The sequence below is a fragment of the Haloferax sp. SDI50 genome (assembly GCF_059802635.1).
The window spans coordinates 131,707-146,532 of sequence record NZ_JBPULL010000001.1; the positions used below are offsets into that span (position 1 = coordinate 131,707).

Annotated in this window: 15 protein-coding genes and 1 pseudogene; 7 read left to right on the forward strand and 9 right to left on the reverse strand. The window is 66.9% G+C overall.

Going from position 1 to position 14,826, the window contains the following annotated elements:
* Positions 1 to 57: 57 nt before the first annotated feature.
* From ACSR87_RS00665 to ACSR87_RS00675, 3 genes are all read right to left on the reverse strand, one after another.
* The gene (locus tag ACSR87_RS00665) at positions 58 to 744 is read right to left on the reverse strand and encodes a dolichyl-phosphate hexose transferase (protein WP_498529151.1); all 687 of its coding nucleotides are present in this window, start codon (positions 742 to 744) and stop codon (positions 58 to 60) included.
* A gap of 74 nt (positions 745 to 818) precedes the next feature.
* Positions 819 to 1,166 (reverse strand): DUF8002 family protein, encoded by a 348-nt coding sequence (locus ACSR87_RS00670; RefSeq protein ID WP_498529152.1) that lies wholly within the window; start codon positions 1,164 to 1,166, stop codon positions 819 to 821.
* Positions 1,167 to 1,280: 114 nt separating this feature from the next.
* Positions 1,281 to 2,036 carry a ribonuclease H-like domain-containing protein gene (locus ACSR87_RS00675; protein ID WP_498529153.1) on the reverse strand — a complete coding sequence of 252 codons (756 nt, stop codon included), beginning with the start codon at positions 2,034 to 2,036 and terminating at the stop codon, positions 1,281 to 1,283.
* A 108-nt stretch (positions 2,037 to 2,144) separates the two neighbouring features.
* Here ACSR87_RS00675 and ACSR87_RS00680 point away from each other — a divergent pair, with 108 nt between their 5' ends.
* From ACSR87_RS00680 to ACSR87_RS00690, 3 genes are all read left to right on the forward strand, one after another.
* Complete coding sequence (locus ACSR87_RS00680) at positions 2,145 to 2,849, forward strand: SOS response-associated peptidase (protein ID WP_008574434.1); 705 nt, start codon at positions 2,145 to 2,147, stop codon at positions 2,847 to 2,849.
* 1,397 nt (positions 2,850 to 4,246) lie between these two features.
* Positions 4,247 to 4,693 (forward strand): DUF5805 domain-containing protein, encoded by a 447-nt coding sequence (locus ACSR87_RS00685; protein WP_498529154.1) that lies wholly within the window; start codon positions 4,247 to 4,249, stop codon positions 4,691 to 4,693.
* Complete coding sequence (locus ACSR87_RS00690) at positions 4,683 to 5,732, forward strand: tyrosine-type recombinase/integrase (protein WP_498529155.1); 1,050 nt, start codon at positions 4,683 to 4,685, stop codon at positions 5,730 to 5,732. The genes ACSR87_RS00685 and ACSR87_RS00690 overlap by 11 nt, the downstream gene beginning before the upstream one ends.
* Positions 5,733 to 5,803: 71 nt before the next feature.
* Here ACSR87_RS00690 and ACSR87_RS00695 read toward each other — a convergent pair whose 3' ends face one another.
* Positions 5,804 to 6,187, reverse strand: a complete 384-nt coding sequence (locus ACSR87_RS00695; RefSeq protein ID WP_498529156.1) for a RidA family protein — start codon at positions 6,185 to 6,187, stop codon at positions 5,804 to 5,806.
* A 188-nt stretch (positions 6,188 to 6,375) separates the two neighbouring features.
* On the opposite strand from ACSR87_RS00695, the gene ACSR87_RS00700 reads away from it, so the two are divergent.
* Together ACSR87_RS00700 and ACSR87_RS00705 are read left to right on the forward strand one after the other, a co-directional pair.
* Entirely contained in the window at positions 6,376 to 6,990 is a 615-nt protein-coding gene (locus ACSR87_RS00700; RefSeq protein WP_498529157.1) for an ArsR/SmtB family transcription factor, read from the forward strand.
* An 89-nt stretch (positions 6,991 to 7,079) separates the two neighbouring features.
* Positions 7,080 to 7,601, forward strand: a pseudogene (locus ACSR87_RS00705) (hypothetical protein); the annotation flags it as partial.
* Between the two features lie 9 nt (positions 7,602 to 7,610).
* Here ACSR87_RS00705 and ACSR87_RS00710 read toward each other — a convergent pair.
* The 3 genes from ACSR87_RS00710 to ACSR87_RS00720 form a co-directional block, all read right to left on the reverse strand.
* Positions 7,611 to 8,507, reverse strand: coding sequence for a phosphoribosyltransferase HisG-related protein (locus tag ACSR87_RS00710; protein ID WP_193492265.1), 897 nt, complete (start codon positions 8,505 to 8,507; stop codon positions 7,611 to 7,613).
* Positions 8,508 to 8,582: 75 nt separating this feature from the next.
* The gene (locus tag ACSR87_RS00715) at positions 8,583 to 10,601 is read right to left on the reverse strand and encodes a hypothetical protein (RefSeq protein ID WP_498529158.1); all 2,019 of its coding nucleotides are present in this window, start codon (positions 10,599 to 10,601) and stop codon (positions 8,583 to 8,585) included.
* 153 nt (positions 10,602 to 10,754) lie between these two features.
* Positions 10,755 to 11,588, reverse strand: a complete 834-nt coding sequence (locus ACSR87_RS00720) for an MBL fold metallo-hydrolase (RefSeq protein ID WP_498529159.1) — start codon at positions 11,586 to 11,588, stop codon at positions 10,755 to 10,757.
* Positions 11,589 to 11,799: 211 nt separating this feature from the next.
* Between ACSR87_RS00720 and ACSR87_RS00725 the strand changes: the two genes are divergently transcribed.
* Together ACSR87_RS00725 and ACSR87_RS00730 are read left to right on the forward strand one after the other, a co-directional pair.
* Positions 11,800 to 11,922 carry a hypothetical protein gene (locus ACSR87_RS00725; RefSeq protein ID WP_498529160.1) on the forward strand — a complete coding sequence of 41 codons (123 nt, stop codon included), beginning with the start codon at positions 11,800 to 11,802 and terminating at the stop codon, positions 11,920 to 11,922.
* A gap of 154 nt (positions 11,923 to 12,076) precedes the next feature.
* Positions 12,077 to 12,526, forward strand: coding sequence for a TIGR00725 family protein (locus ACSR87_RS00730; RefSeq protein ID WP_498529161.1), 450 nt, complete (start codon positions 12,077 to 12,079; stop codon positions 12,524 to 12,526).
* 18 nt (positions 12,527 to 12,544) lie between these two features.
* On the opposite strand, the gene ACSR87_RS00735 is transcribed toward ACSR87_RS00730, so the two are convergent.
* Positions 12,545 to 14,140: a hypothetical protein gene (locus tag ACSR87_RS00735; RefSeq protein WP_498529162.1), complete on the reverse strand. Its 1,596-nt coding sequence runs from the start codon at positions 14,138 to 14,140 to the stop codon at positions 12,545 to 12,547.
* 79 nt (positions 14,141 to 14,219) lie between these two features.
* A complete protein-coding gene (locus ACSR87_RS00740) occupies positions 14,220 to 14,780 on the reverse strand; it encodes a DUF8173 domain-containing protein (RefSeq protein WP_498529163.1) in 561 nt (186 codons plus the stop codon).
* Positions 14,781 to 14,826 lie beyond the last annotated feature (46 nt).

The following is a 14,826-nucleotide window of genomic DNA, read 5'->3' on the forward strand; positions in this document are numbered from 1 at the left end:
TCGGGAGCCACGTCGGTTCGGAGTCAGAACGGCGGAGAAACCGAACGAGCCGCCCGTTCAGAGTCGGAGTCGTTCTTCCAGACAGACTTTGACGATAGATTTCCCGATGGCCGCGCCGCCGGCGAAGGGGTCGAGTTTCGTCTCGCCGGCGCGCTCGCGGTAGGGGATGGGAACCTCGGCGATGTTGTAGCCGCGCATCGCGGGGCGGATGAGGAGTTCGGCCGACAGCCCGGTGTTCTCCGTCCACTCGATGTCGTGGAGGAGTTCCCGGCGGTACGCCCGCATCCCGGTGGTCGTGTCGTGGACGGTCGCACCCATGAGGAAACTGGCGAGGCGGGCGAACGCGATGTTCCCCGCGCGGTTGAGTCGGGGCATCGTCTCCGCGCCCTTCGTGATTCGGTCGCCGGAGACCACGTCGTAGCCGTCGTTGATGAGGTCGAGGAACTTCGGGAGATACTCCATCGGATAGGTGTCGTCGCAGTCCGTGGTGACGACGACCGGGCGGTCGGGCGCGAGCACCGCAGCCTCGACCGCGACGCCGTACCCCTGCGGCTCCTGTTCGATGACGCTCGCGCCCATCTTGCGGGCGATTTCGGGCGTCCGGTCGTCCGAGCCGTCCACGCAGACGACTTCGGCGCGCCCGTCGGTAATCCGGTCGATGTCGGCCAACACGGACCCGATGGCCTGCTCTTCGTTGTACGTCCCCATCACGACCGCGAGGTCGTCGAAGGTGTACTCGGTCATTGGACGGGGTTATTGACGGCCGCTCTTGAACTTTTAGGTTTGCCAAAACCGAGGAGAGGGCGCGAGCGCCGAGGTTAGCTCAGTCCGCGGCTGTCGGGTTGGTCTTCCAGCTCTTTCGCGTGGTCGACGAGGTAGTCCATGAGGCGGGTCGCCGACGCCTCCACGTCGTCGAGTTCGTCGCTCGACTGCCCGCTGACGCGGACCGAGAGTTCGTAGAGGTCGAGTTCGACGTGCGGGACGGTCTCGTCGCCGTTGCCGTTACCGTTGTCGCGCTCGTCGGTGCCGCCGTCCGCCGCTTCGACGGTCGCGTCGACTGGCTCGTCGCCGTCGGTCGCCTCGGCTGCCTCGGTCGCGTCGTCGGACGACGGGGTCGAAGCGGCGGTGCCGTCCGCCTCGGGGTCGGCGTCGGGGTCGTCGGTCATGTGCGGCGCGTCGCTTCGGGGGATGAAAAAAGCGCGGGGTTCCGGCACGTCCGCACGAGTCGGCGGCGCTCGCTCGGCCGCCCGCGCGGGCGCGGCGTCAACTTCTCGCCCGACTCAGGCGAGGTCGGCGTCGAGACCCTCGCAGGCGCGGTCGTGGAGTCGGTCGGTGACGGTCTCCATGAGCCGTTCGAGGTTGACCGCGTCCTCGCGGTTGTAGGAGACGAGCGTGTCGAGCGCTGACTGGTCGCCGCGCTCGTACTCCCGCCAGAGGCGGACGGCGTCGCGCCCGGAGATATCGGGGCGGTCGCGGTCGATACCCACGTCTTTCTCGATTTCCTTCAGCCCGCCAGTGAGGTCGAGCGTGCGGCAGGGATACATGAGGTCGACGTGCGGCACGTCGATGGAGACGTCGAACGAGGTTTCGAGGAAGGGCACGTCGAAGCGCGCGCCGTTGAACGTCGCGATGAGTTTCGCGTCGACGAACTGCTCGCGGAGGGCGTCGGCGGTCAGGTCCTCGCCACTGACGAGCGTCGTGGTCTCGCCGTCCTGATAGAACGAGACGGTCGTCACCGAGTCGCGCTCGGGCGAGAGGCCGGTCGTCTCGATGTCGAAAAAGCACGTCTCGTCGCGGAAGTTCTCGTAGAGTCGCCAGCGCTCGCCCGAGGGGAAGCAGTCGTCGAAGAACCGCGAGTTACCGTCGTCGAGGTGGGCGGCGGCGTCGGCGATAAACGTCTCGATTCGGTCGCCCGTCTTCGCGCCGACGAGCGAGGCGTCGAACTCGTCCCAGTGGGTCGCACCGGCCCGCCAGAGGTTCCGCTCCGTCCGCTCGCCCACGCCGCGGACGGGGATGAAGCTGTTCTCGATTCGCATGTCCGACAGGGGGGCGTCGGCGACCCTAAATGCGTCGTCGTGGGCCGGCGGCCGCACTCCCGGGTCCGCGCCGCGGGCGTTTTACCCGCAGAGCGCGAAGCCGGAGATATGTGCGGCCGCTACACGCTGTTTACCCCACCCGAGGAACTCGAAACGCGGTTCGACGCGACGCCGACACGCCCGCTTTCGGCGCGGTACAACTGCGCGCCCGGTCAGGAACTCCCGGTCGTGACCAACGACGCGCCCGAGGAGTTCCGCTTCCTGAAGTGGGGGCTCGTCCCCTCGTGGGCCGACAGCGCCAGCGTCGGCAACGACCGCATCAACGCCCGCGCGGAGACCGTCCGCGAAAAACGGAGTTTCGCCGACGCCTACGAGGCTCGCCGGTGTCTCGTTCCCTCGGACGGCTTCTACGAGTGGGTCGACCGCGGCGGACACAAACAGCCCTATCGCGTCGCCTTCGAGGACGACCGCCCGTTCGCCATGGCCGGGCTCTGGGAGCGGTGGACGCCCCCGACGAAACAGACGGGCCTCGGGGACTTCGGGAGCGGCGGCCCCTCGCGCGAGCAGGAACCGCTGGAGACGTTCACCGTCGTCACGACCGAACCGAACGACCTCGTCTCGGAGCTCCACCACCGGATGGCGGTCGTCCTCGCCCCCGAAGACGAGGAGACGTGGCTCCACGGCGACCCCGACGAGGCGGCGGCACTCCTCGACACCTACCCCGACGACGAACTCACGGCGTACCCCGTCTCGACGCGGGTGAACAGCCCCGCCAACGACGGCCCCGGCCTGATAGAACGAGTCGAAGCGTAGCGCGTCGGGGCGGAATTGCCGGCGTCCGGCACTCTCAGCGACATCGACGCGAACCGGCCGCGTTCGACGGACCGTCGAATTTCCCGACATCGGTCGAACCCGAGAACCGAGATTGTATATAGCGAGATGTAATATACGAGTCTCGAATCGGACAACCGAACGGCCCACCAGAGCGACCGAAATCCTCGAAGAGTTGGCGATTGAGCAATGCTGACGCGGAAAATCGGAGTTTCAGGGGCCGGGAGTACTTGTGCCGGCAGCGTCGCAAGCGACAGCCGCGTCGCACTCGCGGTTCGGGCGGTTCGTATCGCAGTCGAGAGTAACCCATCACGGTAACCATCACGGAATCGTCCCGGCCGCAGGCCCGGTCGTGTAGGCGGAGTGCGGCGTCGCATTCGAACTCGAGGCGATTCGCTCGAACAAGTCGCGACTGAGGGGAGGGGTTCACCGGAAGGGTCGTCGCCGCCGAGGAAGTGATTCGTCGAAGCCGACGAAAGCGAGCCACCGAGAGCCCGGAGTCACACAAGTCCGTCAGGGCGGCCACAGCGCGCTCAAGCGACGATTCCTTGTGAGACGGGGATTGTGCTCGGGGACTGTGCTCACCCCGACGACGAGGGCTGTGAAGGCGTCAAAAGAGACGAGTCAAACTCGCAAAGACCTCGGTTGGGTTCGTCTTCAGGAGGGTTTGGAACGACATTAACCCGAGTGGTTGCGTGTTCAAATCGGACAACACTCGGATGGTATTCTGCGCGTCGACGCCAATATAATCACAGACAAACCCATCTCGAAATGAATTACCGTCCGACCGACATATATTCATAGATTAACTGATGAATTAATTAGATAAGATAACGATTGTGTTCTCGGTGGAATATAGTCGTTTGGGAGAACACGAATGGCACGTCGTTCTGCGGGTATATTTTAGGAAGTAGTAGTTGAAAATTATACTCACAATATTCTCACTCCGATAGGAGAAATAAAATAGGGTGATCAAACCGTTCCGGTCCGATTATATAATGATTCAGTGAGATTAAATCTGAAATAACGAAGCTCGTGTAAGTGGTTCCTCCATGTGTTACTCCTGGGGTAAACAGGGTGAGAGCCACCATCCAAAATTCGGTTTCGATCACAGATATGGGACGCATCTGTGCAACATCCGACCTATCGAAAGCGACAGGAATTGGCCGAGCCTCAGATTCGCTCGAAACGGCCGAAATCGGCGTTCTCCGAGGATTTCTAATATCCTGAATACTGCATGCAAATTGCCGAAGATACGATTGCAGTATTCCGGATAACTCGGATTCGCCGCCGAAAATCCGCATGCATCACTCAGGATAACTTCTCTTATTCTGGACTGTGCCGGTAGATTGAATATCGACCCCCGTGTCGGACCGTCCATGAGCGACGAGGCCGACCGCGCGACGGTGCAAACCTACCTCCCGGCCCACCAGAAGGCCGTCTGGAAGGACCACGCGGACCGACTTGGGATGAGCCAGAGCGAATTTGTCAGAACGATGGTACAGTCAGGTCGGCGCGATTTCGACGTTCCACCGAGGGGCGATGAAGCGGCCACGACCCCGGGGGTTGACGGGGTGAAGACGGGCCTCCAGAACGGCGGTTCGAATCAGGGTGACGAGAGTGAAAATAACGACCGGTTCGAGGACCGAATCGTGGAGGCGCTGGCGGCCGATTCACACCGGTCGTGGGACGACCTCGTCGCGGCGCTGACCGACGACATCGAAGACCGCCTCGAATCGACGCTTCAGGAGCTCCAATCGAACGGCCGAGTCGTGTACAGCGGGCGACACGGCGGCTACACGCTGGCGGAGCGCGATGGCCGCTGAGCGGCCCGCCGACGCGGAGGACCCGGTCGGGTATTTCCTGCAGGATATGACCTATCACGGGAAGACCGACCGGACCCGCGACGCCTACGAGCGCGTCCTCCGAGCGTTCGAGTCGTTCCTCGGCGACCCCTCGCGGAACCCCGCCGGGACGGCCCTGTCGGTCGACGACGCGACTCACCGCGACTGCATGGCGTGGATACACACCCTTCGAAACCGCGATGTCGCGCCGAGCACGGTAGCGACGTACGCTTCCTACCTCCACCGGTTTTACGCCTACATGGCGCAGGTCGGCGCGTTCGACTCCAACCCGATGAGCCTCGTGATGGAGGAGATGGACGAGCGCATCGACACCAACCCCGCCCGACGGGAGCTGTCGGTCCCGCAGATGCGGGCGTTCGTCCGCGGTATCGCCCATCCGCTGGACCACGCGCTGGTGGTCACGCTCCTCAAAACCGGGATGCGCGTCGGCGAACTGTGCAACCTCGACCTTCGAGACGTGTCGCTGTCGGTGGAGACACCGCCCTCCGAGATACCGACTCGCGCCGCCCTCGACGGTCGCGGGCCGTCGATATACGTGGCCGCCGACCCGAGCGTCGGAAGCGTTACGAACGGCGAGGAGCGAACCGCCTCGAACAAGCGAAAGCGGTCGACGGTCGTCCCCGTCGACGACGAGTTGGAGGCCGTCCTCCTGCGCTGGCTGGCGATTCGTCCGGATTCGCCGTCACCGGCTGACCCGCTTTTCGTCGGCACCGCCTCGGGGTGGGGCCGGCGCTTGGAACCCGACGCCGTCCACCACGTCGTCACCTCCCACGCCGCCGACGCCGGCTGGTACCGGGCGGGCGGCGACCGCGAGGAGAACGTCACGCCACACTACTTCCGGCACTTCTTCACCACCCACCTCCGGGACCGCACCGGCGACCGCGGTATCGTCAAGTACCTCCGCGGCGACGTTGCCGGCGACATCATCGACACGTACACCCACAACTGGGGCGACAGAGTGCGCGAAACGTACGAATCCAACATTTACTCGCTCCGCTGAGAAGCGTGGCCGCTGTTCGGAGTGCGACTTGTAAACTGTATCTCGCTATATTGAATCGGCGTGTGCGCGACCTATCGTTTGACGCCCGTCGTCTCGATTTGGACGGCGGCGTCGTTCGGGAGTTCGGAGACGCCGACGACGGTCATCGCCGGCCGCCGGTCGTCGAAGTAGGCGTCGTAGGCCGACTCGATGGCGTCGATTCGGTCGAGGTCCGTCGTGTAGACCGTCGTTCGGAGCACGTCGTCCAAGTCGAGTCCCGAGCGGCCAACAGCCGCTTCCACGCGTTCGAGCGCGTTCATCGTCTGGCTCTCGACCGACGGGCGGTCGGCCGCCGTCAGGTCCGGTTGCGGGTACTGCGCGTCGAAAAAGACGAGTTGCAGGTCCCGCTTCCGGGCTCCGAAGCCGGCGGTCGCCTTGTAGTGGTCGCTCTCGTATCGGACCGCATCGCCGTTCATCGCTGTTCCTCCGCGGGGTTCGTTCGAATCTGGTTCACAGTCGTACTACTCCGCGAGCGGCCATCGCCGTGTCGCTAGCATGTACTAATCCACACAGACGTTCGTTGTGTCCGGCGGAGCGAGGCTCAAACGGGCGCTTGACTCATACCGGCCTCTTTATCCGCGGGGCGAGAACGACGCCCGAGACCGTGAGTTCGTTGCTCCCGTTGAAACCCGCCGCAGCATCGGTTCGAGACCGGGGACTGAACCCGCTTCTCGTCGAACTCGACGACGACGACGCGGACGAGGTCCTGTCGGCGCTGTCGTCTGCCACCGCGAGGCGGCTCCTCGCCGCCGTTTACGACGACCCGCGCCCCGCCTCCGAACTGGCCGACGCGCTCGACACGACGCTCCAGACCGTCGGCTACCACGTCGAGCGACTGGTCGACGCCGGGTTGATAGAGCCCGTGACGACGTGGGTCTCCGCGCAGGGCCGCGAGATGGCCGTCTACGGCCCGACCCGCTCCGCCGTCGTTCTCTTCGCGGGCGCGGAGCGAACCGAATCGAAGCTCTCCTCGGGGCTTCGGACGCTCGTCGCCGGCGTCGGTGTCACGCTAGTCGGAAGCGTCGCCGTGCAGACGCTGTGGACCGCGCGACGGCCACAGGTCCGGTACGCCGCGCCCGCGCCGGTCGCATCCGACCCGGGCGTCGCGGAGTTCGTCGCCTCGTATCTCGCCGGTCCCGGCGCGCTCGTGTTCCTCGTCGGCGTCGCCCTCGCCATCTTCGTGAGCCTCGGCGTCGTCTGGACTCAAAGGCGCGCTTGAGCCATACACAGGCGAAAGTGACCCCGATACGTTGGAGTAGGTGTGCACCGACGAACCCTCCTCGCCGCGACCGGAACCGGCCTCGCGGCGTCGGCCCCGACGACTTCGACTGTAACCGCTCGTGGACCGCGTTCTCGCCCGGCGACGGCGGTGTCTCGGTCTCCGGCGGGTCGACCCGAATGGCCTGCGGTTCCCACGTCGTCGGCGCCGACGACGCGGTTACGGTCGGGCTCGGCGACGGGTCGCTCCCCACCGAGGCCACGAAGCCCCACGGCCTCGCCGTCGCGAACCCGACCGACGTGGCCGAGACCGTCGAGTTCGCCTACGAGACGCTCGCGGGGGCGGTCGCCTTCGGCGGCACCTACCACCTCGAACCCGGTGCTCGGGTCGGCGCGTCGCTGACCGAGGTCCGCGAGGTTACGCTCCGCGTCGCTCGGCGGAGCGAATCGAGCGAGACGACCGAGGCGGTCACCGTCGAAACGTCGCAGTTCGACTGCAACGCGTCGAACACGACCGTCTCCCTCACCGACGACGGCGGCTTCGAGGCGCGGACGGTCTCGACGCTGCTGTTCTGCGGCGACGCTGGGTCGAAAAACGAGTCGTCGGCGTAGAGCCGATAGTCAGACCTTCAGTTCGGTCTCTAGCTCGGGCGACGCGATGGCCCGCTTGACGGTCTCCGCGGCCGGTGTCGCCTCCGCGACGTTCTCCATCAGGACCGTCTCGCTCGGGAACAGGTGTTCACCGAGCACGAGGCCGTGTTCGCGCGCGGTCGACCCGGTCATCGTGAGGTAGACGCCGATACCGGTCTCCGCGATAGCGGCTTCTTCTTCGGGCGCGCCGTTCGGGTACGCGAACGTCACGTCGTCGAGACACCGCGTGCCGAGGACCGCCTCAACGAGGCGCTCGTAGCGCGGCGAGATACACAGTTCGCCCTCGTAGTCCGCGACGAAGTCGCGGTCGAGTTCGGAGCCCGGCGGGAGGAGTTCGGGGTCGGCCATGAGCGTGTGGTAGACCGTGTCTCCGAGGCCGGAAACGACCCGCACGTCGGTGTCCATCGGGTCGATGCGGGCGTTCACGTCCTCGATGCTCCCGAGGCCCTCGGGGCGAAGCTTGACGACCTCTTCGAGCACGAGGTCGGCGCTGTCGAAGCCGAGGCCGAACTCGTGGGTTCGGAGGGCGCGGAACGGCTCCTCGCGCCCGACGAGATGGATGTCGACCCCGTCGATTTCGAGGACGACGCTGTCGAAGACGATGCGCCGCGGCATCCCGTCTCGGTCGTCGCGCAGAAGCGTGTACTCCGGTGCGGCCGGGTCCGAGAGGTCGCTGTAATCCGCGAGTCGCTCGTACACGTCGTGTTCCGGCTGGGTATGGCCCTTCGTGACCGACTTCTCGTATCGGAGCGTCGAGGTGATTTCGTCCGCCACCTCGGCGATGCTCTCGGTCGTGGCGAACCGTTCGAGCACCGCTTCGAGGGGGCGACCCTTTCGCGGAACAGCGACGCGCACCGTCTCTGTCATCATCGGAACGTCGGGACGGCCCGCTAAACAGGTTGCGCTTCGGGAAAACGTCTCTCGGGAGCGCGCTCGGTCGGGCTACTCCGCCTCGTCGGTGTCGGTGTCGGTGTCGCCGTCGTCGCCGGCGGCCGGGCCGCCGCCCATGCCGGTACCGAAGGCTCCCGCGAGGCGCTCGCGGAAGGTTTCGAGTTCCGCGACGGTGTCGTCCAGCTCGCGGATGTCGTCACGCAGCGCCTCGATTTCCTCGTCGGCCGCGGCGTCTTCGACCCGCGATTGAATCTCCGCGAGGCGGTCGTCGAGGGCCTCCCGCGTCTCCACGATATCCCCGTCGAGGTCGGCGATGTCCTCGCGGATGTCTCCGACTTCGTCGTGGAGCGTCGAAGCCTGCTCTGTCGCCTCGGCGGCGCTGGATTCGGCCCCTTCGAGTCGGTCGACGGTCTCGTCGAGCCGACCGGCGATGTCGTCGAGGCGTTCGCGGACCGTCACGAGTTCCTCCTCGCGCTTGGCGAGCGTCTCCTCGACGCTGTCGAGGCGGTCGGAGCCGGCGTCGATATTGCGCGAGGCGGTTTCGAGCCGCTCGTCGTGGTCCTCGAGCCGGCCGTCGACGGTCTCGAACTGCTCGTTGTGGGATTCGAGCCAGCCGTGGTAGTCGTCGAGGGTGTCTTCGGCGGTGTCGAGGTCGGACGCGAGGCCTTCGAGCCGGCCGTCGTGGTCGTCGAGGCGGCTCTCGGCGTCCGCGACTCGGGTAGCGACGCGGTCGGAGCGGTCGTCGACCGCGGCGATGGTCTCTTCGGCCGCGTCGAGCCGTGAGGTCGCGTCATCGACCGACTCGACCGCGCCGTCGACCATCGAGTCGAGGGCGTCGAGGTCCTCGCGGAACGCGGTCATCTCGGCGCGGAACTCGGAGACGAGGTCGCTCCCGGTCCCCTCCTCGTCGATGAACTCCGCGAGCGCGTCGGAGTACGCCGCGAGGTCCTCCATCTGCGACTGGAGGCGGCGGATGCGAACGTCGGTGCTCCGTCGCGTCTCGGCGTTGACCGCCTCGCGCAGGACTTCGATGTCCTCCTCGTCGGCCGCGCCGGACCGAATCTCGGCGGCGAGCGCCCCGACGAGGCCGTCCGCGTCAGATGCGGGCGCGCGCTCGGCCGGGGTCGCATCGTCGTCTTGCTCGGTGGCGGAGACGACCGCCGAATCCGCGTCCGAGTCGGCGTCCGCCTCGGCATCGGCGTCGTCGGCCTCGACATCGACATCGGGCTGTTCGAGGTGTGCGGTCACGGCCGGCGCGGTGTCGGTGGCGACCGCGCGCGGGCCGGTCGATTCGGCGGACTCGTCGTCGGCTTCCCCGTCGTCGCCGAGCACGTCGTCGTCGGGCGAGGGCGTGGAGACCGACTCGTCGCCGTCGTCGGCCGCCTGCGCCTCGGCCGCCTCGGAGTCGGTCTCCTCGTCGTCTCCGCCAGCGAAGGCGGCCGCGAGGTCATCGTCACTCGGCTCGTCGCCGGCGGCGTCTGCGGTATCTGCGGCGGTCGCGTCCGTCTCGGCGTCGTCGGCTGTTTCGGCCTCCGAGCCGGCGTCAGCGGTTGCGTCGAGAACGACTTCCCCCTCGTCCTCTGGGTCCGCGTCGTCGGCGTCCGACTCGTCGCGGGGCGGGTCGCGGTTGCCCGCGAGCACGTCTCGAACGATTTGACTGCGGTCTTCGCCGAGGATGTCGTCGATGTCGTCGGGGTCGATACCGCCGTCGACCGGGATGCGTTCGAGCGTCGGCTCTTCGAGGAAATCCGTCTGGTCGTGGCCGTCGGTGATGCGGATGCCGTAGACCGTTACGAGCTCCTCACCGGGGTCGAGCGTCCGCTCATACTCGACGCGGTGGTCCTTGTAGGCCGTCCAGTTGTCGCTCTCGAAGTCGGGGTGGAACCCGACGCTCTCCATCGGAAACGACTCCGGGATGCGGTCGATGACTCGGATGCGGGTCGCCTCGTCTCGCGTCGAACTGATGACGAACTTGATGGCGGGAACGGGAAACTCGTCGGCTGCGAAGGTCTTGTCGACCGTGACCTCGCCGTCGGAAACCGATGTAACCCCTTCGGACTCGCGGCTCATGGCCGCCACTTTCCCGACATCCATTATAAAACAACCGGGGCCGCGAAGTCGCCTCGCCGTCGTCTCCCGATTCGACGGTTTCGATGCGGCGACTGTCAGCCGGCGATGACCGGCGCGGAACGGCCGCCCCGAAAAGGCAGTTCGAACGCGACCTCAGAGGTCGACGCGGTCACCGATTTCGACGAGGTCGAGCGAGCGCGGGGCCTCGAAGCTCTTGGCGTGGTGGTGCAGCACCTTCGGGTCGGCGGTCATGCCCTTCCACATGTCCCAGTGGGTCGGGACGAGGCGGTCGAGGTCGAGGTCGCTCGCGGCCTCGATAATCTGGTTCTCGTCGTTGTACCACTTCGTGCGAATCGGCTCGCCGGTCTCCTTGTCGGGGATGTTACCGATGGTCCCGAACGCGAGGATGCCGAGGTCGAGGTCGTAGCGCTCCCCGATGTCGACGAACTCCTCGGCGGGCTTGGTGTCGCCGCCGTGGATGAACGTCCCCGACTCGTGTTCGAAGACGTAGGCGACCGGGTGGGACGCGTCGGGGTCGTAGGCGGGTTCGACGTGGACCGTGAACTCACCGATATCGACGCTGTCGCCCTCCGCGACCTCCTCGAACTGGTCCTCGGAGAGGTCGTAGTCGTCGAACCACGCCTCGTCGTCGTAGGCGACCGAAAGCGAGTCGTCGGGGGCGACGAACGTCGCGCCCGTGTTTTCGAGGATGGGCGCTTGACTCGGGCCGTGAACGTGGTCCGTGTGCTCGTGCGTGGCGAGGACCGCGTCGGCCTCGGTCACGTCTTCGGGGTCGAACGGGACCGGAATCATACGGACCGTCCGCGGCGGGTCTCCGATGCCGACGTACGGGTCGACGAACAGCGTCGTCCCCTCGCTACCCTTGATGACGAACCCGTTGCAGCCCAGATACCAGATGGCAACCGTCTCGGGGTCGGCCGACTCGACCGCGCGCGGGAGCCAGTCGCTCCAGTCGCTGACTGTCATAGAGACGTGTCCTCCCGCCGGGGGACTAAGCGTTGCGCTCTCTCGTCCGACGCGTCCCGACGGCCCGACAACAACGACTAGCAATACGCAGACAATACACGCATATTTATGGACGAAATTGTAGACTACAATAGAAAATAGAGACATATGTGTTGTATAAGGTGTTACCCCGACAAGATATTTAATGCACCAACTCATGTTATTAGATACCATGTCAGGAGCTCACAAACAAACGGCGAACTTCTCTTCGATGGCTCGGACGATGCGCGCGTGCGGCGCGTGGGAAGCGGTTTCCCCGCTGGACGACGACTCGCGGCGACCGGACGAGTTCTGACGCGACCGAGCAGCGACAGTCCGACTTCGGTCGGGCGATGCGGCCCCGCACTTATCATCTTCGGCGCGGTCCGATACTACATGAACACAGACGCCAGTCTCGGTCGCGTCGAGTGCCGAGGCGACACCGCAGCACGCCGAGGAGTGACTGCGCCGTGCGCGTGAGCGTCGTCGGCGGGAGCGTCGTCCCCGACCCGGTCGAAGCCACCGCCGAAGACCTGGGTCGCCTGCTCGCCCAGCGCGGCCACACGGTCGTCTGCGGCGGCCTCGGCGGCGTCATGGAGGCGGCCTGTCGCGGCGCGAAAGACGCCGGCGGCACGACTATCGGCGTCCTGCCGGGCGAGGACCGCGAGGATGCGAACTGCTACGTCGATATCGCCGTCGCCACCGGTCTCGGTCACGCGAGAAACGCGCTCGTCGTGATGAACGGCGACGCCGTCATCGCCGTCGACGGCGGCGGCGGGACGCTCTCCGAAATCGGCTACGCCAACGTCTTCGACCGCCCGACGGCCGGCATCAGAACCCAACAGGTCGGCTCGCTAGAGGGCTTCGAGCCGTGCGACTCGCCGGAAGCAGCCGTCGCGTTCATCGAAGACGCGGTCTGAGCGGGCGGTCGCGCCGCGCTACGCGTCCGCGACGCCCTCGTCGCGTTCGACGCAGTCGCGGAGCAGGTCGTCGATGACGGTCTCTCGGAACGACTCCCAGTCGGTCGTCGACGCCCAGAGCCGACCCGCGTCCGTGGGTTCGAGCGCGTCGCGGCCGCGTTCGCGCTCGCGCGTCGTGACGAATCCGTTCGCGGTGAGTCCCTCGACCGCCACGTCGAGTCGCGGGGCGAGCGCGTTCGAGAGTCGCTTTTCGAATCGGTCGCCCGCCACGCTGTCGCGAGCGACGCCCACGCAGAACGAATCGAACGCCGACCACGTCTCCTCGTCGCGCGCGCCGGCGACGATGCCGTGATGTTCGGCGCGCTCGCGGAGTTCGGCGGCGACCCCTCGGCGCGTCCGCGGGCGAGAGCGCGGCGGCCCCGCAGCGAGGACGGACAGCACCGCCGCTTCGAGGTCGCCCAGCGGCGAGAGCGCGTGCCCGTCGAGTTCGAGGGCTGACTCGCCCGTTGCGGGACCGGAATCGTCGAGGGCCGAGAGGCTCGTCGCGGCCGCGGCGGCCCGCTCGGAGAGCTCGGTCGTCCGCTCGGCAACCGGGCCGGCGGCCGCCGAGAGCTGCGAGCGAGCGTCGAGATAGGCGTCGAGGTGCGCCTCGAAGCGGTCGAGCGACTCGAACAGCTCGACGGTCGCCCGGTCTTCGAACTTCCCGAAGCGCGCCTCGCAGCTCGTTCGGAAGCGGGCGACCAGTTCGTGGGGGTCGTCTTCGACCGACGCGAGCAGGCGACTCTCGCCGTCGAGCCACACGTCGAGCGCGTCGAGGACCGCGTTCGGGTCGCGAGTGTCTTCGGGGTCCGGGCGGGGGTCCTCGGACTCGACGAGGTCCGCGAGCTGTTCGCGGGCGCGGCCGACGTAGGAACTCATCGCGCCGAGCGGCGAGTCGCTGCCGGAGCGCGCCCCGCGAGCGCCCGCGGTGCGGCCGGCGCGGGAGTTCGGACGGGACTCCCCGCTGGCGTCGGCGAGCGCGTCGCGCAGGTCCGACAGGGCGATACGGAGCGGGCGGGCGACGGCCGCGGCCGCGGGGCCGTCGGAGACGCGGCGGAACTCGTCGAACGCGTCGGAGGCGGCCTCGACATCACCGACGAGCGACCGGAGGTCGTCGATAGCGGCGAGGTCGAGGCGGTCGGTCGCGGGGATGGTCAGGAGCGAGACGGTTCCGCGGTCGAGTTCGCCGCCGTCGACGAGGGCGGTTCGCGCGGCGTAGAACGCGGCGGCGACCTGCGGGGGCGCGCCCGCGAGGTTCACCTGTACGTCGCCGTCCGCGGCGGCCCCGCGGAGCAGGTCGGTCGTCGCGGCGTACAGTTCCTCGAAGGAGGCGGTAAACGGGAGTCGTGCTTCGTCGACCGCGTTCCGGCCCGCGAGCCGTTCGGTGACGGCTTTCGCGGCGTGGGCGCTCGCTCGCGGCGCGCCGGGGGCGCAGTCGTCCGGGTCGCGACCCTGCTCGGGGTCGGCCTCGTCGCGGACCAGCCGAACCCGGTCGGCGTCGGCGACAGCGGCTTCGAGCGGGGTGACGACCCGCTGCACGTCGAGTCCGAGAACGGAGAGGTGGGTCGTCGGCATCTGTCTGACCAATTCGCTACCTGTGCCCTGAATGTTGTGGTGCTCGTGAGAGCCGCCCGTCAGTCGCGCCGACGCGGCGTCAGACCCACGAGCGGATGAGGTTGCGGCCGACGACGCCGAGTCCGAGCATGTCGACGACGAACAGGATGACGCTACCGAGGACGGGGACGAGCGACAGGACCGCCGCGACGAGCGCGCCGACCGCGACCGAGACGCCGAGCGGGGGAGACCCGCCGGAGGCGGTGCCGGTGACGAGCGAGCCGAGGAAGACCGTCGAAACCGCGCCGCCGACGATACTAAGCAGGATGAGCGCGAGGAACCCCGGAATCGCCACGATGAGGCCGATGATGGTGATTGCGAGGAGGACGAAGACGATGATGCCGCCGATGCTGACGCCCAGACCCCAGAGGAACGACCCGCCGGGGTCGTCCCGAATCTCGGCGATGGCGTCTCTGGTGTACGCCGGGGCCGCGGCGACGAGGATGCCGCCGACGACGAGGTCGATGAGGAAATTCCCGCCGGCGCGGAACACCGGCGAAAGCTGCGGTGCGGATTCGAAATTCTGCGCGGCCGCGGTCCCCGCGAGTGCGAGGACGCCGAGCAGGCTCAGGAGGGCAGTTCGTGTTCGTGGAGGGACCATACGTGTCCGTGGACAGGCGACCCGTATAGGTATTCTGGACAGAGTG